The following is a 22,844-nucleotide window of genomic DNA, read 5'->3' as shown; positions in this document are numbered from 1 at the left end:
GGGCGTGTTATGGCACGTGTTACCGTTGAGGATTGTCTGAGTAAGGTGCCCAATCGTTTTCAGCTTGTTCATATGGCTGCCAAAAGGGTGCGCCAGCTCCGGGAAGGTTCCGAGTATCTTGTGCAGCGGGCAAAGAATGAAGATGTGGTGATGGCTCTGCGTGAAATTGCTGCCGGCCGTGTGGTTACGGTTAAGGACACGGGCAGTAAAAAAGGTGATAAATAAGCTTGCTTGAAAAGAATAAAAACTACAATAAAATTTTTAAGTCCACGGGCAAGGCTGCTTTCCGGTATCAGATGTTTGAATCCGGAGAGCGGATTGCCGTAGGTCTTTCCGGCGGCAAGGACAGCCTGACACTGCTTCGGATTCTTAAGGATCGCCAGCGTATTTCAGCCATTCCCTACACCCTGCATCCCATCTATGTGGATCCCGGTTTTGACGGAGGATTCAGTGACGAGCTGTCCCGCTGGTGCGGAGAGCTGGGGCTGCATCTGACCGTGGAAAAGACAGACCATGGCCCCATGGCCCATGGCCCTGAAAACCGGAAAAAAAGTCCCTGTTTTCTCTGTGCCCTGCTGCGGCGTAAGCGTCTTTTTTCCATATCCAGGGAGCTGGATTGCAAAACCCTGGCTCTGGGGCATACCAAAGATGATATTATAGAAACGCTTTTCATAAATATGTGCTATGCAGGAAAAATAGGTACCATGGTGCCCCGTCAGGGTCTTTTCAAGGATACCTTTCATATCATCCGGCCCTTAAGCCTTGTGGATGAGCAGCATATTATAAAGTTGACCCGGAGTTTTCCGGAATATTTCCCCGTTTTCAGCAATCCGTGTCCCTCTGCGGGACAGACGAGGCGAAGGGAAATAAAGGACTTTCTTCAGACCCTCTATCGTCAGGACAGGAAAATAAAAAGCAATATTTTCAGATCAATGGGAAATGTTCGGCTGGAATATATGCTTTATCCGCCCGTGAGGGAAGCAGACAATGATTCAGACACGGGCGAGGACCGGGAATGAAAGATGTGCAAAGCCAGCGCGATGAGCGCAATCTGCCCATAGACAAGGTGGGTATAAAAAATCTGAGGTACCCCATCACGGTTCTGGACCGGGAGCAGGGCCGTCAGCAGACCGTCGCAGATATTTCCATGTATGTGGATCTTCCCCATGATGCCAAGGGAACCCACATGAGCCGGTTTGTGGAAATGCTGCACCTTTTCAGACAGGAGGTTTCCTTAAGGTCGTTTTCAACCATACTTCAGGAGATGCGCACCCTGCTGGAAGCGGAAAGGGCACACATTGATGTGACTTTTCCCTATTTTGTGGAAAAAAAAGCACCCGTCAGTGCAGAACCGGGGCTTATGGATTATACCTGTACCATTTCAGGCTCCATTTCTCCGGAAGGCAGAACGGATCTGCTTTCCACGGTACGGGTTCCCGTCATGTCCGTCTGCCCCTGTTCCCTTGAGATCAGCGAGATCGGAGCCCATACCCAGAGGGGGATGGTGACGGTGTCCGTTCGTTTCCGTAAATTTTTCTGGATAGAGGCCCTGATTCAGCGCATTGAAAAATGCGCTTCCAGCGATGTTTTTTCGGTTTTAAAGCGGGTGGATGAAAAGGCGGTTACGGAACAGGCCTTCAGGAATCCCAAGTTTGTGGAGGATATTGTAAGGGATGTGGCTTTGTCTCTGAAAGAAGATGCCAACATCACATGGTTTTCCGTGAGTGCGGAAAACTATGAGTCCATTCACAATCACAGCGCCTTTGCCCAGATATCCAGTGAGTCTTTGCTGGCCTGATGGCCCGCCTGAAACGGAATATCGGAATGGTCGGGATCAGAAAGCTGCTCGAAACACTTTAAAGATGCCTTGTCAGATTCACATCGTCTTTCCTGTCAGTTTTTTTTCAGCCCATGCAGCCAGAGATTCCCTGTGGATTTTGGCGTTGTGGCGGATATCCACGGGAAAATCCCTGTGGAAGAGAAGGTGGCGGATGCCCGATGTGTGGTCAAAGGCACCTGCAAGCTGCAGCAGTTCGCTTTGAAGCTCTGATTTCTCTTCCCTGCTGATTTTATCCGTGGGTTCAATGATAATAACAGGTGTCTGCGATTTTTCCGGGCCGATGCCCACCAGGGCACTGCGTCGTATTTTTTTGTGGGTATTGAAAATGGCCTCACAGGGCAGGGTGTAGAGTTCCCCTTCTTCCGTGCATACCCTGTGGGATTTGCGGCCACAGAACCAGAACCTGCCTGAATTGTCCTTCCATGCAAGATCCCCCATGCGGTGCCAGAAGCCTTTTTGATCCTTTATTTTTGACAACCTGTCTGCTTCTGGGTTTTCATAATAGGCAGATGTCACCATGGGGCCCTTTGCGATGATTTCTCCTATTTCTCCTTCGGGCAGCTCTTCGGCGTCTTCCATGCTTGCGATGGGGGCATCCGTGATACGGATGATGGATATGTCCACGCCTTTCAGGGGGCGTCCCACACAGATGCCCATGCCCTGATCCGTAAAGGAACGGGTTTCCGAGAGGATTTCACCCGCAGTCAGGCTCATGAGGGGGACGGCTTCCGTGGCCCCGTAGGGAGTATGGATGCGCTTTGGGTTGCCGATTACCGGCACAAAGGACTGGAGAATATCCGGCCGTACCGGAGCCCCTGCGGATACCACCCGCCTGAGGCCCGGCAGGCGGATACCTTCCCGGCTGCCATAGCGGCCAAGGCGGTCCAGAAGGGCCGGTGAGCAGAACATGGTGGTGATGGCATGCTGGTCAATGGCTTCAAGGATGGGGCGGGGGTCTGCCTTGCCCGGTTTTGTGGGGTCCATTTCCGGAATAAAGGCTGTCATGCCTAAGGCCGGATCAAAGAGGGCAAAAAGGGGGAAGGTGGGAAGATCCCTGTCGTCTTCTTTGATGTCAAAATGATTCTGGATGGCCTGAATCTGGGCATGGAAATTGGCATGTGTATAAATGACACCCTTGGCCGGACCCGTACTGCCCGTGGTAAAGAGAATGGCTGCGGTGGTTTCAGGTTCACAGGAAAGGGTTTCAAAACCCGTGGCATCGCTTGAAAGCAGCTCTTTTAAGGTTTTTGTGCGTAAAAGGGGCAGGGGACGGGTGCTGACCGTATGCCGGACATGGGCAAAGGCCCTGGGAAAGAGCTTACGGAACAGATGGGCCTTGGGTATGCCCACCAGAGCTTCGGCACGGGTGGAGGCCAGGCAGTCTGCCATGCGTTTGACTCCCATGCCGGGGTCCACCACCACGGGAATGAGACCGGCCTTGAACAGGGCAAAGGTGAGGATGAAAAAATCCATCCCCGGTGGAACCATGAGTACCGTCCGTGTGCCCGGAGACATGCCCATGGCAGAAAAACCCGCAGCAACCTTTGTGCTGGAGGCATCAAGCTGGGCAAAGGAAAGCTGGGTGGTTTTTAAGCGTCCCATGGCATCTTTGCCTGCGGGCATGACAACGGCCCGTCTGTTCGGGCTTTTTGCTGCATTTTTTGTGAGAAGACAGGCGATATTGGCATTTTCCATGGTGGCACCTTGGGAAAAGGTTGGTGAAAAAAGGCCTCAGGTAGTTTACCAGGGCAGCCATTGGGTGATTTTTTCAAAGAATGAGGGGGGCCGCCGGAGGGGGTCCGGATTCAGGCGCAGGGTTTTTTCCCGCGATCCTTCATGCATGGCCTGAAGGCCGGATGTGATGGCTCCGGCTTCCGAGGCTATGGCGGTTTTTCCCCTTTCAGGATTGACGAGCAAGGTCACATGCAGGGCCTGAAGGGCAGTCGCAGACCTTGACAGTCCTGTTTCAAGCTCCCTCTTCAGGCTTTCCCATTCCCGGATTTCCGTCTGGGTGATGCGCCTTTGTTCTGGAAAGCGGGCGGCAATGGATTCAATGCGTTCCATTTCTTCTGTGATGACAGAGATTTCAGCATTCAGTCCAGTCAGGGCTTCGTAGCTCTGGGGAATATGCTGCCAGGTGAAGGCCAGAAGCTCATCGTCCATGGGGATATGGGGAAGTGCAAGGGCAGGGTACACAGCCGGTTTTTCTTCCTTTTCGCCGCCAAGCAGGTAGAGAAGGGCAAAGGCACCGCCAATGGCAAGGACGCCTGCCATAAATACCATCAGAAAAATTTTTTTCCGGGATTTTTTGGGTGGAGGTGGCGGCGGCGGTGGTTCAGGCTCGCTTTTTTTTCCTTTTTTTTTAGGGGATGTTTTTCTTTCGGCCTGTTTTTTTTCCAAGGAGGACACCTCTTTATGTTTAACAGCTTATGAGTAGCGGCGGCTTGCCAGTAAAGCATGCCTGCCATGGAGTCTTATCCGGATTTGAGAAAACGCTGAATGATTTCCATGCAGGCTTTTGTTTCGTCTTCAAAAAGGTAATGGCCCGCTTCGGGGAAACTGTGGCAGGGGGTATCGGGAAAATGCTTTTTCCAGAGGTCTCTGTAATCCGTATCAAAAACAAAATCCTTTTCTCCCCACAGAATACATTTCGGGATATCCTTAAGTCTGTGAAGATTGTTTTCCGCCCAGTTCACGGCATCATAGGCCGGATCATCCGGGCCAAGGGGAATATCCCTGACAAATGCAAGCTGGGCCTTTCTTTTTGCAGGGCTGCCATAGGGAAAAAGATACCCTTTGCGGATGGCCGGGGAAAGCCTTTTCTTTGCACAGAAGAAAAGAGCGCCTCTGGAGAAAAGATTGAGTCCTAAAATGGCAGGAGCGGCCACCGGAAGAATATCCCTTGCAAGGCGGATACGCAGGGGCAGTTTTTTATGGGCTGGCTTTAAAAAGCCTGCGGTGTTGGTAATGACAACACTTAAAATCCGTTCCGGCTGGCGCAGGGCCAGAAGGGTGCCGATCATTCCACCCCAGTCATGGACGATCAGATGAAAGGGCTCTTTCGGTGCCACGGCATCAAGGAAGGCTTCCATGTCCATAACCCGCTGCATGAGGGTGTGGGGGTATGGGTCAGCTTGGGGTTTTGCGGAAAGGCCCATGCCCATGTGATCCGGAGCCAGCACACGAAAATTCGGTGACAGGGAATTTATGACATTTCTGAAGTAAAAGCTCCAGGTGGGGTTGCCGTGGATACAGAGGACAAGGGAGCCTTTACCCTCATCAATATAATGCATGGCATGGTTGTTGATTTGAATATATTTTGACTGAAAGGGGAAAGGAAAAGGTAGTTTTTCGTTTGGCCGGGGCATTGAGATCCTTATAAGTATCCGTCCCATCGGAGAGCTGTTTCGGATGTATTTTAATTGGTTTATGGCTGACTGGTCATGGATTCAGTTGTTTTTTCATGGAATGAAAATTAATAGGCAGATAAAGAAGCCGACACATAAAGAATAATGGCCTGGAATCAAAAAGCCACTGTTCAAAGGAGAAAGTACAGCCAATAATAATATCTTTCAAGGCAGTTCTTACCACACTATGTTAAAAAAAGATCTGTGGCATATTTTTGCATTTTTTATACTCAGAGGAGATGCGTTTGGAAAACGGGTTGGATTTCGACGGGAATCAGAAGGTAGGTGTGAAAGATATTTTATGCATGAGCTATCTTAATAAAGAGCAATGAAAGCCTAAAGGATGGAATAATAAAGCAGCACGTAGTTTTTCTCAGAAGCAACTCTGCGCACTGTTGCGTCGTTCTGTCGGGGAACAACTTGTTACTGGGTTCAAATTTGTTTCGAGCAGTGATGGATAAAAATTTTGTTCTAAGTTTTTTAATTGAATATATATTTTAAATACTAAGGATGTTTCTTTTAAAGCAAAGAAAAATTTTTAGCACCCCAGTTTGCAGCCTTAATTCGGCTTGTAACACCAATTTTTTTATAAACACTGTGGAGGTGGCTTTTTACGGTGTGAATACTGATCCCCATACCTTCTGCAATCTTCTGATTGGACTCTCCGGCTATGAGGCGAATCAGTATGTCTTTTTCTCGTTTTGTAATACGCTTTTCTTCAAAAACTGGAGTCGGTAATCTTGTTGTGGTGAGGGCATCATTCATGGCCTGGCGGGAGAACCAGAGGTTACCTTTCAAAATATCCTGAATTCCTTTGATGAAATATTCGATACCATCCTTTTCAAAAAAAACTCCCTTACATCCTGCCTGCATCAGTTCCTTTTCAATAAATCCCTGCAGATCGGTGCGAAGATTGAATGAAGCCCAGTATTTTGTGGGGTAAAATTCACTGATAGCCTCATTGGTGGAGGCGAGATGGAGCATAATTTCCTGAAAATCCATGCGATGGCAATCTATCAGAAAGACCAGTGTATGATCCAGATATGGGCGGATTTTTTTAGATGAAGGTTTCGAAATAATAAGGGTTGCATGACCCATGACCTGTAGGATTTTTTCACTGATAAGTTCACTTTGAAGTTCCAGCGGACTTATAATAACTGCTATTATCTGAGAGACTTTGGTTGAAACGGAAGCACTTGTTTTGTCCATTTCCGCAAGAAACATGGAATACCTCTGTATTTGATTCTTTGTTTTTTGATCAGTGCAGACGGCAATGGAATGTAAAATTACCTGTTGCTTCGGGTGATGTCTGCCATAATGATGTCGTTTTGCATGATGATAAGCCGAAAGCTCCAGTAATCTTCTTCAGCACAGGAGAGCTGGATGGTTGTCAGCACCGTTTCTTCATTTTTAAAAATATGTTTTTTCCCTTTTTGAGAACTTTGAACATTGCCAGTGTTCCCCTTTTTTGAGGAAGTGAGGATGTATTCATAAATTCCGGTTTCCTGTACCATGGCTTTTGCAGATACAGAAATGCCGTTATGCGTAGACTCCATATGGATTGTTGCCTTGCTTTGGATTTCATCCTTACGAAATGCCCATGCGTTCATGGTGCAGATAATGACAAGGCTCAGGCTTAAAATCATCAGTTCCATTTTCATCCCTTAACATCCATTTTTATGATGTACCGTTGTTTGTAACGGGCAATAGTGGCGCGTGCTTCTTTTCTGCCATATTTTTCTCTCAGGTAATTATATATAATGGGGTTATTAATATCTTCATAATTTTTAAGCTCCCACAATCCTGAAATAATTCCATCTACAATCATGGCCAGCAAAGCTTTTTCAATGGCTTCCAGTACGCACAGCTGGGGCGGTTCATTGGTGGTATACCCAGCTTCAGCTTCCAGGAGTTTTCTGTAATCCACATAACGGAAAATACCAGCCATGACTTCCATGGAAAGGATGGATTTGGATGTGGACACGGAATGGAGAATTTTTCCCTGCATTACATCCACTGCCCTGAGGTAAAGGGTTACCTGATCTTTTCTGTACTGGGTTGAACCACCGACTCCAAAGTATTTGGCCCCCATTCCTCCTGTGGAAACATTGGTTTCATAGGCCACAATTCCGCCTTCAAGAATCAGCGGTGCATGGAGGAGGTTGGGAATGTCATTGCCACTTCCCGGATTGGCGATGTTGGCCCGGATGATTTTTCTTTCGGTCAGGAGGTCGTTGAGGCCTTCCCTTTCCACCGGAACGAACCAGCCTGATGCCAGAAGGGATTCCACCATCATGGTGGTGGCCCCCTGCGTGACAGCAGTTGAAAAGGACGATGTGGTGGGATGATGCTTGTATTGTCCTGTCTGATCCCTGAAATTATAGACGGCGACGGTAATTTTCCCCTTGGGTTCTGGAAGTTGCCTGAGTATTTTTCCGGAAGGTGTTTCATATCCCAGTGTGGCAAGGCTCATGGGACTTGTTTTAGGGCCCTTTATGCCACAGCCCTGCAGCAGCAGTAGAAGTATGCATACTGAAATAATTCTGATGAAAATTATGGGTGACATTTTGATTGTATGTTCCATCGAGCTACCAGTCTCCCGGATTCTGCATATCTCCGTAATAGGGTACCTCAACTTTGGTGGTCCCTCCCGTGAGACTGTCGATGATACTGACGCCGATGCTCTGGCCTTCCATGATGGTGATGTCAATTTCGTATTGTCCGAAGTGATAGGTTCCACCGGCAAGATCATCATTGTATCCGCCAAAGGCCATGTTGACGATTTTACGGCTTAACTGATTGAGAACCATACGGTTTAGGTTCGCCTCAAAGTCTTCCAGAGGATCTCTGCGTGGTGTCGGGGGTGCTTTGGTGTCATTTTGTTTTTCTGCCATGGTCAAAAGAAAAGTTGCGTTCATGGGGTTTCCTCCAAAGGAGGGGCTTATGGGGGTATAAACCAGTTCCGTTGCAAGACTGCTTCCTGCAAAAAGAAATAAAAGGGAAAAGATTGAAAAATGTCGTTTTTTAATCATTGTAAATCCTTTGATATATCAGGGTCAGTAGCCATTTTTATCAGGGTCAGTAGCCATTTTTATCAGGGTCAGTAACCATTTCCCACAAGATCTGGCGAGTTCCCGGAGCTTTCTTCCATCTGCATACGCAAAAGAATCATCTGTACAGCCTGCACAGCTTTATCTGCATCTTCTGTCAGTGCCTGATTCCTCGGGCTGAGCTGAAGCCTGTAAATGGGTCTGTCATTGATATGGATAAAAATTTGTGAACCCCATCTGGCGCTGGCCCTTTCCTGCACAAGGAGCCATCCCAGATCCGTTCCCAGGCTCTGGTTCCAACGGGAAGAGAACAGGCGGTAAAACTCATGTCCCCTTGGCGTCATGGTTTTCTGGATGATGAGATTATCCAGCTCCACATCCTGTGGGGAGGCGCAGGGTATAAACCAGAAAATGAAAAGGCTGATCGCGCAAAAGATCTTTATTTTATTGGTTAATCCCATGGGAAACATGGTTGCGGCTTTCTTATGGGTCGGGCGTTAAGGGGTGCTTTGGCCTCAGCCCAAAAAAGTGAATGCACTTTATATATTTTTTTTAGTCGATGAATTCAAGCTGAAAAATATTATTTTTCCAATTTACGCCGAAGGTTGATAAAAATCTGCCATGAATAAAGTGGTCCCGGCAGGGAGCCTGTCTGCCGGGACCTTTGCTGCATGAAGGATAAGGAAGTTCTTATCCTTTTTACTGCTGCTGAACAACCGTTGCTGTATTGCTGTTTCCGATCTGGTTGATACTGGCGGTGTGGGCAAGGTTGCCAAGCTGGGTAAGGTTGACGAAGTTGGCATTGCCCTTAGAAACAATCCAGGCACCTGCATTGGCGTTATCCTGATTCAGGTTCAGGATGTTGGCTTCGCCATTTTGGAAGACATCAAGAGTACCGTTGGCAAGGGCAGCATCAGTGTTGATTCCTGTGACCTTGTTGCGTGATCCCGTTTGAGTAATTTTCGCTTCACCGCCGTCTGCATCCTGCTGAAGATTGACACTGTTATTGAAGCCGTTCTGGTTAATATCCGCTGTGTGGTTATTGCCGGACTGAAGCAGGGTCGCAGTATTGCCGACATTGAAGAGGCCTTCCACGGTCTGGGTGATTGTTGCTTTGTTACTGTTGCCTGATTGCGTGGCATCTATCTTGTTGCTGATGCCTGTCTGTGTGGAAGTAAAGGTGTTGTCATTTCCGGACTGAAGCAGGGTCGCAGTATTGCCGGCATTGAGGAATCCCTCGGTCTGCGTGAGTCTTGCCATGTTATTGGAGCCTGATTGTTCAGCATTTATGATGTTAAAAACACCTGTCTGTGTGGAAGTGAATTCGTTTTCATCTCCGGACTGAAGCAGGGTCGCAGTATTGCGGCCATTGAAGAGGCCTTCCACGGTCTGTATGATTGTTGCTTTGTTACTGTGGCCTGATTGTGTGGCATCTATCTCGTTGCTGATGCCTGTCTGAGTGGAAGTGAATTTGTTATTGTTTCCGGACTGAACCAATTCAGCGGTATTTCTGTTTCCCTCTTGGGTGATATCGGCGGTGTTGTTTATATTTTTTTGGGCGGCTTTGATAATGTTGGCATTACCATCCTGAAGAGAGGTGAACGTATTTTTTTCACCATCCTGGCCCAATTCAGCGGTATTTCTGTTTCCCTCTTGGGTGATATCGGCGGTGTTGTTTATATTTTTTTGGGCGGCTTTGATAATGTTGGCATTACCATCCTGAAGAGAGGTGAACGTATTTTTTTCACCATCCTGGCCCAATTCAGCGGTATTACTGTTTCCCTCTTGGGTGATTTTGGCGGTGTTGTTTATATTGTTTTGGGTCGCTTTGATAAGGTTGTTATTACCATCCTGAAGAGAGGTGAAAGTATTGTTGTCACCATCCTGGATCAATTCAGCAGCATTGTTGTCCCCATCTTGGGTGATTGTTGCTATGTTTTTGCTGCCGACCTGTGTGGCAGTGATTTCGTTATCCTTGCCAGTCTGGCCGGTTTCTATTTCATTGCCGGGCTTTGTGTTTTTGGTTGTTGTTCTGATCAAGCCTGAGGTTGTGCTCTCTTCCGTATAACCTGTCTGGGTTTGTAGGGTTGTTACACTATTGTTTTTACCCTCTTGATTTATGGCCGCAGTGTTTGCACTCCCGGTCTGTTTAGTGTCAATCCTGTTATTTTCACCTCTTTGGGTGGCACTGGCTGTGTTCCCATTTGCTGGAGTTAATGTTGCGTGTACTGCGCCGGTAAGCATTCCTGTTCTGATTGTAGAATTTTCCCCTGTCTGTACCTGACGAATAGTGGCAATATTTCCATTTCCATCCTGGGTCAGCTCTGTTTCATTGGCAATGCCTTCTTGATTAATTATTCCTGTATTCAGGCCTGTTTGGGTAACATCAGAAATGTGCTTGTCCCCGGTTTGTGTGATCTGGACATTTTCGTCCCCGGCCATAACTGTTCCGTAGGTGGCCATGGTCATGGCAGCACTGATGACGAGGATGGCAAATTTTTTTTTCATTCGTTTTCTTCCTTTTTGGGTTTGGGTGTTTTTTTTTTAATATCTCTTGTCTAAAGCTTTGTTTTTATGGTTTCTTAGGATTTTCTTTTGGAAAATCGCTGGGTCTTCCATGTGTCTTGTCATCAATCCGCATCATTCCTTATTATGGCTCGGGCACCGTCTGTCTGGGTGATTCTCATGTTGGTATTACCGGATTGATGCCACTGGAGATAATTGCTGTCTCCAAGCTGATGCACCATATGAATACCGCTTTCGTGAAGGATTTCTGCATAATTGCTGTTTCCATACTGGTGAACATACAGGATGCCGGTGCCGGTCTGCCGGGCAAGGATGGTGTTTTCCATTCCCTCCTGAATGGTTACGATGTGGGAGGCGGAATGGGCAGCACCCATGTCGAGGTAAAAGCTGTTTTCCGGTCTTCTGTCGCGAATGGATGTATATTCTAAAATAAGGGCTTCCATGGCCTCATCCTGTGTGCCCAGATTTTCTGTGTATGGAATTTCTGCTTTTTCCATTTCTATTTCTGGGGCAGAATGTGGGATATCCGTATGGCCTGCATGGGCGCAGAAACATGCCAGCATTAAAAAAACCGTAAGGAGTTTCCAGCCCGGTTTTCCGGTTTGTCTGTTTTTCAGCATGGAGAGTCCATCCTTTTGGGATTATGTTCATGTATTGCTATTTTCTTTAATGTTAGATGAACACTATGGGATTTAAGCATTGAACGCAATCCGCTGAAGGATGGATTTTTTGTAAAAATGGATGAATGAAAGTACTAGTTCTTTGGGGTGTTTTTGGCGGGGAAGGTATGAAGGGTTCTCATTCTTTTGATTGACAAGGATTACCAGTCCAGACCCAGCAGCAGGCAGTTGAGTCCGGAGCCAATGCCGAAAAAGCCCACCCTGTGACCGGGCTGAAGGAATCCCTGTTCAAAGGCTGCGGCGGCGGTGATGGGCAGGGAAACGGTGCCCATGTTCCCCAGAAAAGGGAAGGTGGCATAATCCTTTTCCATGGGAATGCCCATGGCAGAAAGGATGGTTTCCCTGTGGGCGGCTCCCACCTGATGACAGATGATGCGATCCAGATCCTTTTCCCCCATGCCCGTCTCTTCAAGAAAAAGCTGGAAGGTTTCCCTGCCCAGCTCAACCCCGTGGCGAAGCACGGCTGCAGCATCGGTTCGCATTGCCATGGGAGCGGATGCGGGTATGCCCGTGTCTGGCCCCCAGACGCAGAGATCATGGCAGGCATGTTTATTTTTTAAAACGCTGCCCAGCAGGGCATGGCCCCGGTTCCCCTCGTCCTTTCTGCCAAGGACAATGGCTGCTGCGCCGGAGCCTCCGGTGAGGGTGGCAAGGCCTTTTGTGAAGGATGCCATGGTGGGTTGGGCCAGCATGGCATCCATGGTGATGTCCATGATCTGTCTTGAGGATTCACAGGCCACCACCATGCCCCTTCGGATGCGGCCTGATTCAATGGCATCGGCGATGAGGAGAAGACCATTCATCATACCAAGGCAGGCGTTGGAAAGGTCAAAGAGATGGGCATGGTCCGGCAGGCCGAGGCCGCAGGCAACGGCGCAGGCCGTGGCAGGTTCCAGATTTTCCCGGCATACGGCTCCGTAAATGAGCATATCTATGTCTTCCGGTTTCATGGCAGCAAGATCCAGCGCTTTCCTGCCTGCGGCAATGGCACCTTCTGAAAGGGGCATCCCCCTTTCCCACTGCCTGCGTTCCTTTACCCCGGTAAGGGCTTCCAGTTGACCCGGCCGGATGTGGAGTTTTTGGTAGAGGGGGGCAAGACGTTCCTCAATATCTTCGGAAGTCAGCACATGGGAAGGCAGCTCATAGGCAATGGCTTTTATGTCAACGCAGGAGTAATGCAAGGAAAACCTCAACAGGGTACCCGGACAGGGCCGGAAGTTGGACATGGATGGGTTCTGTATTCAGGCTTTTTCCAGATCATCTGTGCCAGAACCCCTGATCGCTGGTGGCTTTTTATAGCCCCAGACGCTTTTTTTGGCAAGGAAAGCCTTTTTTAAAAGCAGACTGTTGCCAGTGGTATGACCCTGTGATACCTCATATGGGTATTTTACTGACCATTCAAAATTGAATCCGGCCCTGATTTGAGGCCACGCAATCTGGAAAATGCCATGGATAAAAAAGATATGGATACCCTGACCCTCAGTGATGTTCTTTGTGATCAGCAGACCCTTCAGTCCATGATGGATGAATTTCACCGGGTGACGGGCATCGGGGGTGCCATTCTTGATATATCAGGCAAAATCCTTCTTTCCTTCGGGTGGCAGGATGTTTGCAGGAAATTCCACAGGGTGCATCCTGAAACCCTGAAAAACTGTCAGGAAAGCGATCTGTTTCTGGCTGGAAATGTCTCCTCGGGCAGTTTTAAGGCCTACAGGTGTAAAAATCATCTCTGGGATATGGTTACACCCATAGAGGTGGAAGGCAGGCATCTTGGAAATCTTTATCTGGGTCAGTTTTTCTATGAAGAGGATGTGGTGGACCCTTATTTTTTCCGGGAGCAGGCCCGCAAGTACGGTTTTGATGAAAAGGCATATCTTGAAGCCATTGGGCGGGTTCCCCGCTGGAAAAAGGAAGCCATCCACGGGGCCATGGGGTTTTGTGTCAGGCTTGCGGAGATGATTGCTTCTTTAAGTTTCTCCGGCATACGTTTTTCCAATGCACTCTTTGAGCAGGAAAGGGTGCTGACGAAGCTTCAGGAAAGTGAGGCCAGATATCATGGTCTTTTTGAGTGCATACAGGATGCCATTGTTGTGGTGGATGCCAGCCGTACAATCATAGATGCAAACGGGGCTTTCACAAGGCTTTTCGGATACTCCACGGAGGAAATCAGGGGCAGAAAGTCGAGATTCCTTTATGAAAATGAAGAGGATTTTCTTCATGTGGGCCAGATGATGGAAGAAAACGGGGAAAAACTTCACTTTGTAAAAGAATTGAATCATTTGAGAAAAAATGGGGAAATTTTTCCTTCGGAAACACGGGTGGCCTCCCTTCGTAAGCCGGACGGGGAGCTTTTGGGATTTTTTGGGATTATCCGGGATATTTCGGCACAGGTGCAGGCGCAGAAAGAACGGGAAACCCTGCAGGAGCAACTGCATCAGTCCAAAAGGATGGAATCCATCGGACGGATGGCAGGGGGAGTGGCCCATGATTACAACAATATGCTGGGGCTGATCATCGGTCATGCGGAGCTTGCCATGGATCAGCTTGGGCCATCGGATACCCTGTATTCGCATCTGCAGAGTATCCATAAGGCTGCCGGCCGCTCGGCGGATATCACAAAACAGCTTCTGGCCTTTGCCCGAAGGCAGCCCGCATCCCCCAGGGTTGTGGACATGAACGCCTTTGTGGCGGACATGTTTCACATGCTTCAGCGGCTGATGGGAGAAAACATCAGGCTTTCATGGTGTCCTGCTGAAAAACCCGCAAGGGTAAAGGTGGATCCTTCCCAGCTCGACCAGATTCTGGTGCACCTGTGTACCAATGCAAGGGATGCCATCACAGGTGCGGGCAGGGTGATCATCGAGACGGCTTGCGTGCTGTTTGATGAGGATGTCCGTACAAGGCATGCGGATTTCATTCCCGGCGATTACGTGATGCTGGCGGTCAGTGACGATGGCTGTGGCATGGAACAGGAGATGCTTTTACATCTGTTTGAACCTTTTTTCACAACCAAAGATGTGGCAAAGGGCTGCGGCCTCGGGCTTGCCATGGTGTATGGTATCGTAAAACAGAATAAGGGCTTTATCCATGTTTACAGTGAACCCGGCGATGGAACCTCTTTCCGCATTTATCTTCCCCGTCACCCCGATGAAGAAGATGTACCGGCAGGCCGGAAAATGAGGGAAGAAAACAGAAATGGCGAAACCATACTTCTGGTGGAAGATGAACCTGCTTTGCTGAAAATGGCAAGGATTATGCTTGAGCGTCAGGGGTATAAGGTACTGGAGGCGGGTTTGCCCGCTGAGGCCCTGCGCCTTGCGGCGGAGCACCACTCAGGAATAGATCTTCTGCTGACGGATGTGGTGATGCCGGAGATGAATGGCTGGGATCTTGCTTCTGAACTGCGCTCCCGCTACCCCGGTATGAAGTGCATGTTTATGTCCGGTTATACGGCCAATTATATTGCAGAAAATGGTGTGCTGGATGAGGGGGTTCACTTTATACAGAAGCCTTTTTCCATGAAAGAAATGGCCGCCAGTGTCCGGAAAGCCCTCGATTCATGAATGTTTTTACAGCAGAAGTTGCGAAAATGAATCTTATTCAATACTATGGGAGAAAAATAAGAATGACGCAGAAAATTCGTATCATGCCCTGTCTGGACATGCAGAATGGCCGTGTGGTGAAGGGTGTTCATTTTGTGGATATCAAAGATGCGGGAGATCCCGTAGCCTGCGCCAGAGCTTATTGCGAAAACGGTGCCGATGAGCTGGCACTTCTGGATATCACAGCCACGGTGGAAGGCAGGGAAACCATGCTGGATGTGGTCAGCCGTGTTGCCGCCGTCACCACCGTTCCCTTTACCGTGGGAGGGGGAATAACGGATGCTGCTTCCGCAGAGGCCGTAATGAAGGCCGGAGCAGACAGAATTTCCGTCAGCAGTGCAGCCTTTAAGAATCCGGACCTGATTCCGGATCTGATCCGGGCCATTGGTGCCCAAAGGCTGACCGTTGCCATTGACGTGGATAAGAATCCTTCCATGCCTTCGGGTTATGAGGTGTATATCAATGGGGGCCGTACCGCCACGGGTACGGATGCGGTGGAATGGGCAAAGCGGGTGGACGCTTATGGTGTGCCTGTGATTCTTCCCACCAGCAAGGCCGGAGACGGGGCAAAGACAGGGTATGACCTGCCGGTAATCCGTGCCATGAAAGGGGCTGTTTCTGCGGAAATTGTTGCTTCAGGCGGTGCAGGAAAGCTGGAACATTTCCGTGAGGCCGTGGAAGCGGGGGCTACCATTCTGCTTGCGGCTTCTGTCTTTCATTTTGGTGAGATTCAGATTGCAGATGTCAAAAATTACCTGAAGGATCTGGTTTGAACAGGGGCTTTCAGGTTTTATGAGCTGTTTTAATGCAGGTTTTATGAGCTGTTTTAATGTATGATGCCCCATGGATAAAGGAAAAGATCAATCATGTTTCAGGGAAGTGCCTTTGTAGAAATTGCAGCCATTCTGAGTCTTGCCACAGTCATTGGCATCATTGGTCAGAAGCTGCGCCAGCCCTTGATCATCATGTTTCTGGCAACGGGTATTATTGCTGGCCCGTCCATGCTGGGCATCATACACAGCTATGAGCAGATTGACCTTCTTGCAGAAATCGGCATTGCACTTCTGCTTTTTATTGTTGGCCTGAAGCTGGATCTGCACCTGATACGCACAACCGGGCCTGTGGCTCTGGCAACGGGTCTGGGGCAGATTGTCTTTACATCCCTTGTGGGTTTTATCATTGCCATGGCCATGGGGATGAACTGGCTCCATGCAGCCTATGTGGCTGTGGCCCTTACCTTTTCCAGCACCATCATCATTGTCAAGCTTCTTTCCGATAAAAAGGAAATTGATTCCCTCCACGGTCAGATAGCTATTGGTTTTCTGATTATTCAGGATATCGCCGCCATACTGGCTCTCGTTGTCCTGACAACCTTTGGTTCTTCGGCAGGCAGCGATGGGGATAATCTATGGATTTCCACCCTTGTGATTTTTATCAAGGGGTTTGGTCTGTTGGGCTGTGTGGCCCTTGTCATGAAGTTCATTCTTCCGGGTCTTGTGAAACGCCTTGCCTATTCCCTTGAGATGCTTACCCTTTTTGCCATTGCATGGGCGGTTTTTCTGGGAGCGGCCAGCGAAATTCTCGGATTCAGTAAAGAGGTGGGGGCATTTCTGGCCGGTATTTCGCTGGCGCCCACGGAATACAGGGATTCCATCGGAGCCAGGCTTACCAGTCTGAGGGACTTTTTGCTTCTGTTCTTTTTCATTGATCTGGGTGCGCGCCTGGACTGGTCCACAGTAGGATCACAGATTGGGCCTGCCATTGTTTTTTCCATCTTTGTTCTTATAGGTAATCCTTTGATTGTTTTGATGATCATGGGTTTTATGGGATATCGGCGGCGTACGGGGCTTCTGGCGGGTCTCACCGTGGCGCAGATCAGCGAGTTTTCTCTGATTGTGGCGGCCCTTGGCCTGAGCATTGGCCATATTACCAATGAAACCGTAGGATTGATAACCCTTGTGGGGGTTATAACCATATTTTTATCCACTTACATGATCCTTTATTCCAGCCAGCTTTATAATTTTCTGTCTGAATCCCTGAGAATATTTGAAAGATCCATACCCTACAGAGAAGCCGCTGCGGATACGGAAAATCGTACGGAAGATCTGGATGTGATTCTTGTGGGGCTTGGCAATTACGGCAGTGGTCTTGCGGATTATCTTCTGAGGAGGGAAAAAACGGTGCTGGGCGTGGACTTTGATCCCGCAGCCCTGGACAGATGGCGGGATCGCGGAGTTTCTGTGCTTTATGGGGATATGGCGGACCCGGATATCCATGAACATCTGCCCCTGCATAAAACCCGGTGGGTGATCAGTACGGTCCGGTCAAGGGAAATGAACCTGACTCTGGCGCAGAATCTGGCAGGTGCAGGATATGGGGGGAAGCTGGCCCTGACAGCTACCGATGCGGACGAAGCTATGGATTTTGAAAAGGCCGGAGCGCATCTGGTTTTCCGCCCGTATATGGACGCAACGGAGCAGGCTGCGGATGCCCTGACCTATGCCATGGACTTTCTTCCGGAAAATATTGACTGGCCCGTTTCCTTTCTTGAAGTGCGGATTCAGTCCGATGCCACGGCAGCAGGGCAGAGGATCAAGAATATCCCCCTAAGGGCCTTAACCGGGGTTTCCATTCTGGCCGTAAGCCGGGGAGGCAGTGTTCACTATGATCCCGGTCCCGATTTCAGGATTTTTCCGGGAGACCGGCTGCTCATTGTGGGGCCACCGGCCGGTCTTAAGGATGCGGGCAGGGTACTCAATCAGCTTGAAAAGCAAAAAGGTTCCGAAGGCATTGATCATTTTGAAATTGCTGAGGTGCTGGTTGCCGAGAATTCGGCTCTTTCCGGAAAATCTCCCGGCGAGATCCGTTTCAGGCAGAAGTATGGCGTTACCCTGCTGGGTATTCTGCGGAGAGGGCAGAGGATAACTACCATTCAGCCCGAAGAGCATCTTCTGGGCGGAGACCGTCTGGTGGTCATCGGAATTGCAGGTGCCGTCAAAGCCTTGAAGGAGCAGCAGCCCCTTTAGGGCGCATTCAGTTTGGTGAAAAATCCTTTGCTCTGGCCCGGTACAGGCTTTACCTTTTCTGATTACTACCCTGACTCAGCCACAGCCTGCAGGTCAGGTTGTTGCCAGGCCTATGGTGCGGGCTTTAATACGGGCAGGCGCAAGGCCTGCCCCTACGAATGGTTTTTACGACCCCGTTTTGTGTAGGGGCACCCTTTACGGGTGCCCGCTAACATGCGTAAAATCTGGTCATGTAATTTCCATGATGAAGGTTTGTATGGCTGAAAGACGGTAGTAATCAGATTGCCTTTTTATGGGTCCATGGTATTCATGAGTCTGAAATTTTACAGAATTATTAAATCCAAAAAGGAGGTTTCCATGAATCAGCAGGTATCCCCCCACACCCTGCCCGCCCTTCCCTATGCTGACAATGCACTGGATCCGGTGATTACAGCCAGCACCATTGGATTTCATTACGGAAAACACCACAGGGCCTATGTGGATAATCTGAACAGGCACATTGCCGGTACGGAATATGCTGATATGTCTTTGGAAGACATTATCAGAGCAACATCCGGCAAGGCAGACAAAGCCGGTATTTTCAACAATGCCGCCCAGATATGGAACCATACCTTTTACTGGAAAAGCCTCAGGCCCGGAGGCGGGGGCGAACCCCCTGCAGCATTGAAGGAGAAAATGGAAGCGGAATTTGGCAGTGTGAATACCTGTAAAACGGTATTTTCCGCAGCAGCCCTTACACAGTTTGGCAGCGGATGGACCTGGCTGGTACTGGACGGGGAGAGCCTGAAGGTCGTCAAAACAGCCAATGCGGATCTTCCGCTGACTACAGGTCTCAAACCTCTTCTGACCCTTGATGTATGGGAACATGCCTATTATCTGGATTATCAGAACAGAAGACCGGATTATGTGAAAGCTGTTCTTGAGAAGCTCATCAACTGGGATTTTGCCCTTGAAAATATTCCTTGAAAGGCCGCCCTTTATCAGGATATCCCCCGGACCACCGGGCTGTGATGTCTCCGGCACTTAAGGGACTTAGACTCCTGTAAGGAGAAATAATTTTGAAAAAGCAAGTCTTTAAATACATGGTTGTTGCTGGTTTTGTGATGCTTTCCGTATCCGGTTGTGCCCTGTTGCAGGATACTGGGGTCTGGCAGCAGCCCGAGGCCCGGGTTACGGATATGCGTCTGACGGGTCTTACCATGCAGGGTGCAAGTCTTGGTCTGGAGATGGAGGTCTTTAACCCCAATCCATACAGCATTCATCTGGGGGCCCTGGACTACTCCCTTGACATTCAGGAAGCAAGGGTGCTTTCCGGTGAGCAGACCGAAGGTACCCGTCTGGATGCGGGGCAGCGCCGCAAGCTCATATTGCCGCTGGAACTGGAATTCGGAGAGCTGGCTAAGCTTTTGCAGAATTTCAAAGATATGCAAAGTGTCACCTGCCGCTTTGCAGGGGGGATGCGCTTTGAGATTCCTGTGGCAGGGATGATACGGGTACCCCTGAGTGCGGAGACGGAAATACCCGTTCCCGAATTTCCGGGTATCCGTGTCGTGGGCATGAGTCTTGAGCATTTAACCCTTGGTGGTGCTGAAATGAAGCTGCGGCTGGCTATTCAAAATCCCAACAACTTTACTCTGATGCTGGAACAGTTTTCCTATTCACTGGTTCTGAATGGCAGCCCCGTTGCAGGAGGTCAGGTGGACCGGAAACTGGCATGGGATGCCGGTGTGGAAGGGGAGCTGGAAATTCCCCTGCGCCTTTCATTCAGCGAGGCGGGGCTTGCCCTCTACAATGTACTGCGCCGGAGTGGGGAGCTGGATTATCGTTTCGGCTTTGAGAGCGAGATGGGAAGCAGCCTGCCTGCATTGAAAAGTATTCCCTTTAAAACGGCACAGCAGGGCAGGGTGACCCTGACACGCTAGAATTTATCTTTAGAATCCCCATAAAAAAAGGAATCCCGAAAGCCGGGATTCCTTTAACTTTTTATGCTTCAGATGGATCAGGCAGCATCAGAAAACTTTTTCAGCTGTCTCTTCTCCATGTTTTTTAGTGGAAGATGACTGTCCGGTTGCCCTGACCAAAACTCAGATCCCAGGCTTCTCTGGCGACTTTTCTCCAGTTTTTATACCGCAGGGCCTGAAGGCTTGGCACTTTTTCCTTGTATCCGGCAACGGCTGTGGGGGTTTCTACAGCTACGCCGTGGGCCCGTGGGTTTCCTGCCTTCCAGTGGGCCACCACATCCATTCTTTTTCTTCTTACTCTGGCCCTGTGATGTCTGCGTTCTGCCTGTCTTGTGCTTTTTTCCATGGTTGCTCCTTTCTTTAAATGACTAAGGGCATCCGGCTTTATTTAAAAAGCCAAAAAGCTTGATTACACAGTAAGGCATTCATGGGAAAAAAACAAGTGCTGTTTTAATGGTTTTTTAATAAAAGTTAACCAGTCTGGTTTTTTTCCTGTTCTTTGGTTTGGCCGTTTAAGGATTTTTCTGTTTTTTCAGGGTCTTTCTTTATGGGATCCGCCGGTGGAAACAAAAGGGAAAAGGGTGCAGCTTTCACCTGCTGGCCCAGAGCGGATAAAACCTTGGGAAAACTTTTTATTTTTGTATCCCTGGCTTTCAGTGCCACGGAAAGGGCCAGACCGAAACTGACCCAGAGATTGCAGAAGGAAATGAGGCAGACAAAAAGGAAGTAGAGGCAAAAAAGGGGAAATCCCGGAAAAGAAAAGGACATGGCATAACCGAGATTGCCCGATGCAAAGGCCACATGGCGGATGCCTAAGGGCAGTCCCAGCAGAAGTCCGATATAGGCCGTGCTGCCCAGAAGAATGCCAAAGAAAAAATTTCCCACAAGGGCGCCGTAGTTTTCGTGCATATAGTCAGCAAACTTTTCCCTTGCCCCTGGGGGCAGCAGACGGCGGAGAAGGGGATGGTTTTTAAGGCGGGCACTGAGTCCGATATAGGCCGCCCGGTTGTCAAAAAAGCCTGCCGTAAGACCGGCGACAAAAAGCCAGACCCCCGCAATGCAGGCGTGGAGCAGGGCAAGGCTTTCAAAGGGCTTGAGCTCATAGATCTGGTATTCTGACGCCTGCTGGCTGAGGATGGGTGTTCCCCAGAAAAGGTTGAAGGCCCAGCCGATGCCGAAGGCCAGGGAAAGGGCCACACTCACGTTGCCCACAATGGCGATGAACTGGGACCGGCATACCCGTATCAGGAGGTCGGCAATCATTTTCGGATTGGCTCCTCCATGTTCGCCCTGCTGCACGGCCTCTGCCAGCCGGGCTGCCGTCATGGCAGGCTGTTTGGTGGCAACGGTAAAGTGCAGAATGTGGATGAGCATAAAGCCGAGGCCATAATTGAGGCTCACAAGGACGGTTTCAGGAAAAGGATTCAATGCCATGGCCATGATGCGGATTTTGATGAGGGCCATCAGGGCGATGACGATGCCGCCACCGGCACCGGAGCGCAGCATGGCAAGGTATTCTTTGCGGTTGCCTGTTATATAGTGTTCCCCGTGGTCACTGGTGTTTTCTGTGATGCTCCGGGAAAGCAGCCTGAGATTGCGCTGGAAGAGGGCACGGACACTGCGGCGCTGCCTGCTGGCCCTCACCAGTTCCTTGAAAAGGGGAATGGCGGTCTGCCTTGCACTGACCGGATCTTTGGGATCCAGGATGTTGAGAATGTCCTGAATTCTTTTCAGGGTCTGATCCAGCCGCTCCAGAAGGTAGGAAAGGGGAATGCTGGTTCCCTTTGTCACGGATTTTTTGCGGAAAGCCGTCACAGCATCCATGCACTGCTCCAGAAGTACCCGGGCATGGGCGTCATCTTCCAGTGTACTCTTTTCTCCCGATATCCATGCCTCGTAGCAGCGGGAGTAGCGGGAAACTTCCCGCTGCAGGGCCACAAAGGCCGAGTCCCTTGAAACGATGCGCGGTTCCAGCCGGACAAGGTCGGCTTCCAGCTCCTCGCCTGCCACCCATATGGAAAGCATTTCAAGGGCATAGAGCAGCTCGCTGATGGTTTTCCATAAAAGTTTAGGTGCATCTCCGCTTTCCGCATTCCAAAGGATTCTGAAAAGCTTCATCCAGCTTTCATCGGACAGCTCATTCACCCACTGGGGGTCCGTTTTTTTGTTGAAAATCAGGGGCAGGGCATCGGAGAGGCTGTTCGGATTTAAGGGAGACGGGTTGATATGTTCGTAGAACCTTCTGCCCAGTTCCCGGAGAAATCCCTGACGGGGAAAGAGCCCCAGAACGGCAAAGGCGAGAAAATAATTGGCTGTACCCAGCCAGTCCTGCAGAATGCGGGCAATGGCATCGCTGGCATCCGGATTTTCTTCAAGGGCTTTTTCCAGAAGATCGATGCGCTGGCACACAGCTTCTATGCTTTCGTCGGGTCCGGGTCTAAGCCAGTTTGCAATTTGCCGCAGAAGACCTGTGGCGCTGATATCTTCTGACGTCAGGCTGTCGAAAATCTGCCGGGGTGTGGGTCGTGATTCGGGCATGGTGGCTATGTTCCTAAAAAATAATCTGCCGGGGCAGAGGGTTGCAATGACTCTTCGCTGAAATGCGCTTAATATAATTCATGCCATCCGGGTATACAAGGAAGGATGACGGCAAAAAGTTCATCTTGACCTGCAGGGCACTGGGGTGCATGGTGCCATGGAGAAGGAAGGCAGCCGTTTTTATTCGGAGGAAAACGGATAAAAACAGGCAGTG

The 22,844-nt window shown here is 49.6% G+C and carries 21 protein-coding genes; 8 read left to right on the top strand and 13 right to left on the bottom strand.

Features of this window, described 5'->3' with window-relative positions; translation table 11 throughout:
* Positions 1-9 precede the first annotated feature (9 nt).
* Genes rpoZ through folE2 form a run of 3 tightly spaced genes read left to right on the top strand, consistent with a single transcriptional unit; the run spans position 10 to position 1,798 of the window.
* Positions 10-225 carry a DNA-directed RNA polymerase subunit omega gene (gene rpoZ, locus LZ24_RS00170; RefSeq protein WP_144681093.1) on the top strand — a complete coding sequence of 72 codons (216 nt, stop codon included), beginning with the start codon at positions 10-12 and terminating at the stop codon, positions 223-225.
* A 2-nt stretch (positions 226-227) separates the two neighbouring features.
* A complete protein-coding gene (locus LZ24_RS00165) occupies positions 228-1,019 on the top strand; it encodes a tRNA lysidine(34) synthetase (protein ID WP_246118482.1) in 792 nt (263 codons plus the stop codon).
* On the top strand, positions 1,016-1,798 hold the full coding sequence (gene folE2, locus LZ24_RS00160) for a GTP cyclohydrolase FolE2 (RefSeq protein ID WP_144681091.1): 783 nt from the start codon (positions 1,016-1,018) through the stop codon (positions 1,796-1,798). The genes LZ24_RS00165 and folE2 overlap by 4 nt, the downstream gene beginning before the upstream one ends.
* 78 nt (positions 1,799-1,876) lie before the next feature.
* Here folE2 and LZ24_RS00155 read toward each other — a convergent pair whose 3' ends face one another.
* The 11 genes from LZ24_RS00155 to LZ24_RS00105 all read right to left on the bottom strand — a co-directional run bounded on the left by LZ24_RS00155 (position 1,877) and on the right by LZ24_RS00105 (position 12,729).
* Positions 1,877-3,535 (bottom strand): fatty acid CoA ligase family protein, encoded by a 1,659-nt coding sequence (locus LZ24_RS00155; RefSeq protein WP_144681089.1) that lies wholly within the window; start codon positions 3,533-3,535, stop codon positions 1,877-1,879.
* A 45-nt stretch (positions 3,536-3,580) separates the two neighbouring features.
* A complete protein-coding gene (locus LZ24_RS00150) occupies positions 3,581-4,240 on the bottom strand; it encodes a hypothetical protein (protein WP_144681088.1) in 660 nt (219 codons plus the stop codon).
* Between the two features lie 74 nt (positions 4,241-4,314).
* Entirely contained in the window at positions 4,315-5,208 is an 894-nt protein-coding gene (locus tag LZ24_RS00145) for an alpha/beta fold hydrolase (protein WP_144681085.1), read from the bottom strand.
* A 558-nt stretch (positions 5,209-5,766) separates the two neighbouring features.
* On the bottom strand, positions 5,767-6,471 hold the full coding sequence (locus tag LZ24_RS00140) for a response regulator transcription factor (RefSeq protein ID WP_144681083.1): 705 nt from the start codon (positions 6,469-6,471) through the stop codon (positions 5,767-5,769).
* A 62-nt stretch (positions 6,472-6,533) separates the two neighbouring features.
* Complete coding sequence (csgH, locus tag LZ24_RS00135) at positions 6,534-6,902, bottom strand: curli-like amyloid fiber formation chaperone CsgH (protein ID WP_222427477.1); 369 nt, start codon at positions 6,900-6,902, stop codon at positions 6,534-6,536.
* Between the two features lie 2 nt (positions 6,903-6,904).
* On the bottom strand, positions 6,905-7,720 hold the full coding sequence (locus tag LZ24_RS00130; protein WP_144681079.1) for a CsgG/HfaB family protein: 816 nt from the start codon (positions 7,718-7,720) through the stop codon (positions 6,905-6,907).
* A 115-nt stretch (positions 7,721-7,835) separates the two neighbouring features.
* Complete coding sequence (locus tag LZ24_RS00125) at positions 7,836-8,279, bottom strand: curli assembly protein CsgF (RefSeq protein ID WP_144681077.1); 444 nt, start codon at positions 8,277-8,279, stop codon at positions 7,836-7,838.
* Between the two features lie 68 nt (positions 8,280-8,347).
* Positions 8,348-8,767 carry a CsgE family curli-type amyloid fiber assembly protein gene (locus LZ24_RS00120; protein WP_144681075.1) on the bottom strand — a complete coding sequence of 140 codons (420 nt, stop codon included), beginning with the start codon at positions 8,765-8,767 and terminating at the stop codon, positions 8,348-8,350.
* Positions 8,768-8,996: 229 nt separating this feature from the next.
* The gene (locus LZ24_RS00115) at positions 8,997-10,805 is read right to left on the bottom strand and encodes a beta strand repeat-containing protein (protein ID WP_144681073.1); all 1,809 of its coding nucleotides are present in this window, start codon (positions 10,803-10,805) and stop codon (positions 8,997-8,999) included.
* Positions 10,806-10,927: 122 nt separating this feature from the next.
* Positions 10,928-11,443, bottom strand: coding sequence for a hypothetical protein (locus tag LZ24_RS00110; protein ID WP_144681071.1), 516 nt, complete (start codon positions 11,441-11,443; stop codon positions 10,928-10,930).
* 200 nt (positions 11,444-11,643) lie between these two features.
* Positions 11,644-12,729 carry a 3-oxoacyl-ACP synthase III gene (locus LZ24_RS00105; protein ID WP_222427476.1) on the bottom strand — a complete coding sequence of 362 codons (1,086 nt, stop codon included), beginning with the start codon at positions 12,727-12,729 and terminating at the stop codon, positions 11,644-11,646.
* Between the two features lie 222 nt (positions 12,730-12,951).
* Here LZ24_RS00105 and LZ24_RS00100 point away from each other — a divergent pair, with 222 nt between their 5' ends.
* From LZ24_RS00100 to LZ24_RS00080, 5 genes are all read left to right on the top strand, one after another.
* Positions 12,952-15,066, top strand: a complete 2,115-nt coding sequence (locus LZ24_RS00100; RefSeq protein WP_144681069.1) for a PocR ligand-binding domain-containing protein — start codon at positions 12,952-12,954, stop codon at positions 15,064-15,066.
* 26 nt (positions 15,067-15,092) lie between these two features.
* On the top strand, positions 15,093-15,878 hold the full coding sequence (gene hisF / locus LZ24_RS00095; RefSeq protein WP_246118481.1) for an imidazole glycerol phosphate synthase subunit HisF: 786 nt from the start codon (positions 15,093-15,095) through the stop codon (positions 15,876-15,878).
* 93 nt (positions 15,879-15,971) lie between these two features.
* Positions 15,972-18,131 carry a cation:proton antiporter domain-containing protein gene (locus LZ24_RS00090; RefSeq protein ID WP_144681065.1) on the top strand — a complete coding sequence of 720 codons (2,160 nt, stop codon included), beginning with the start codon at positions 15,972-15,974 and terminating at the stop codon, positions 18,129-18,131.
* A 357-nt stretch (positions 18,132-18,488) separates the two neighbouring features.
* Positions 18,489-19,097: a superoxide dismutase gene (locus tag LZ24_RS00085; protein WP_144681063.1), complete on the top strand. Its 609-nt coding sequence runs from the start codon at positions 18,489-18,491 to the stop codon at positions 19,095-19,097.
* 92 nt (positions 19,098-19,189) lie between these two features.
* Positions 19,190-20,053, top strand: coding sequence for an LEA type 2 family protein (locus LZ24_RS00080; protein WP_144681061.1), 864 nt, complete (start codon positions 19,190-19,192; stop codon positions 20,051-20,053).
* A gap of 124 nt (positions 20,054-20,177) precedes the next feature.
* Here the strand turns inward: LZ24_RS00080 and LZ24_RS00075 are convergent, their stop codons facing one another.
* Entirely contained in the window at positions 20,178-20,438 is a 261-nt protein-coding gene (locus LZ24_RS00075; RefSeq protein ID WP_144681059.1) for a hypothetical protein, read from the bottom strand.
* 125 nt (positions 20,439-20,563) lie between these two features.
* Positions 20,564-22,630: a site-specific recombinase gene (locus tag LZ24_RS00070; protein ID WP_144681057.1), complete on the bottom strand. Its 2,067-nt coding sequence runs from the start codon at positions 22,628-22,630 to the stop codon at positions 20,564-20,566.
* Positions 22,631-22,844 lie beyond the last annotated feature (214 nt).

The organism is Desulfobotulus alkaliphilus, assembly GCF_007830435.1.
GTDB classification, from domain to species: domain Bacteria; phylum Desulfobacterota; class Desulfobacteria; order Desulfobacterales; family ASO4-4; genus Desulfobotulus; species Desulfobotulus alkaliphilus.
This window is presented reverse-complemented; position numbering and strand designations above follow the sequence as displayed.

What these genes read in the sequence shown, in the direction of transcription:
- hisF (WP_246118481.1), top strand. Translation starts at nt 15,093, where the DNA reads ATGAATCTTATTCAATACTATGGGAGAAAAATAAGAATGACGCAGAAA.
- LZ24_RS00120 (WP_144681075.1), bottom strand. Translation starts at nt 8,767, where the DNA reads ATGTTTCCCATGGGATTAACCAATAAAATAAAGATCTTTTGCGCGATC.
- LZ24_RS00125 (WP_144681077.1), bottom strand. Translation starts at nt 8,279, where the DNA reads ATGATTAAAAAACGACATTTTTCAATCTTTTCCCTTTTATTTCTTTTT.
- LZ24_RS00075 (WP_144681059.1), bottom strand. Translation starts at nt 20,438, where the DNA reads ATGGAAAAAAGCACAAGACAGGCAGAACGCAGACATCACAGGGCCAGA.
- rpoZ (WP_144681093.1), top strand. Translation starts at nt 10, where the DNA reads ATGGCACGTGTTACCGTTGAGGATTGTCTGAGTAAGGTGCCCAATCGT.
- LZ24_RS00105 (WP_222427476.1), bottom strand. Translation starts at nt 12,729, where the DNA reads ATGTCCAACTTCCGGCCCTGTCCGGGTACCCTGTTGAGGTTTTCCTTG.
- LZ24_RS00110 (WP_144681071.1), bottom strand. Translation starts at nt 11,443, where the DNA reads ATGCTGAAAAACAGACAAACCGGAAAACCGGGCTGGAAACTCCTTACG.
- LZ24_RS00140 (WP_144681083.1), bottom strand. Translation starts at nt 6,471, where the DNA reads ATGTTTCTTGCGGAAATGGACAAAACAAGTGCTTCCGTTTCAACCAAA.
- LZ24_RS00115 (WP_144681073.1), bottom strand. Translation starts at nt 10,805, where the DNA reads ATGAAAAAAAAATTTGCCATCCTCGTCATCAGTGCTGCCATGACCATG.
- folE2 (WP_144681091.1), top strand. Translation starts at nt 1,016, where the DNA reads ATGAAAGATGTGCAAAGCCAGCGCGATGAGCGCAATCTGCCCATAGAC.
- LZ24_RS00100 (WP_144681069.1), top strand. Translation starts at nt 12,952, where the DNA reads ATGGATAAAAAAGATATGGATACCCTGACCCTCAGTGATGTTCTTTGT.
- LZ24_RS00085 (WP_144681063.1), top strand. Translation starts at nt 18,489, where the DNA reads ATGAATCAGCAGGTATCCCCCCACACCCTGCCCGCCCTTCCCTATGCT.
- LZ24_RS00155 (WP_144681089.1), bottom strand. Translation starts at nt 3,535, where the DNA reads ATGGAAAATGCCAATATCGCCTGTCTTCTCACAAAAAATGCAGCAAAA.
- csgH (WP_222427477.1), bottom strand. Translation starts at nt 6,902, where the DNA reads ATGGAACTGATGATTTTAAGCCTGAGCCTTGTCATTATCTGCACCATG.
- LZ24_RS00070 (WP_144681057.1), bottom strand. Translation starts at nt 22,630, where the DNA reads ATGCCCGAATCACGACCCACACCCCGGCAGATTTTCGACAGCCTGACG.
- LZ24_RS00130 (WP_144681079.1), bottom strand. Translation starts at nt 7,720, where the DNA reads ATGAGCCTTGCCACACTGGGATATGAAACACCTTCCGGAAAAATACTC.
- LZ24_RS00145 (WP_144681085.1), bottom strand. Translation starts at nt 5,208, where the DNA reads ATGCCCCGGCCAAACGAAAAACTACCTTTTCCTTTCCCCTTTCAGTCA.
- LZ24_RS00090 (WP_144681065.1), top strand. Translation starts at nt 15,972, where the DNA reads ATGTTTCAGGGAAGTGCCTTTGTAGAAATTGCAGCCATTCTGAGTCTT.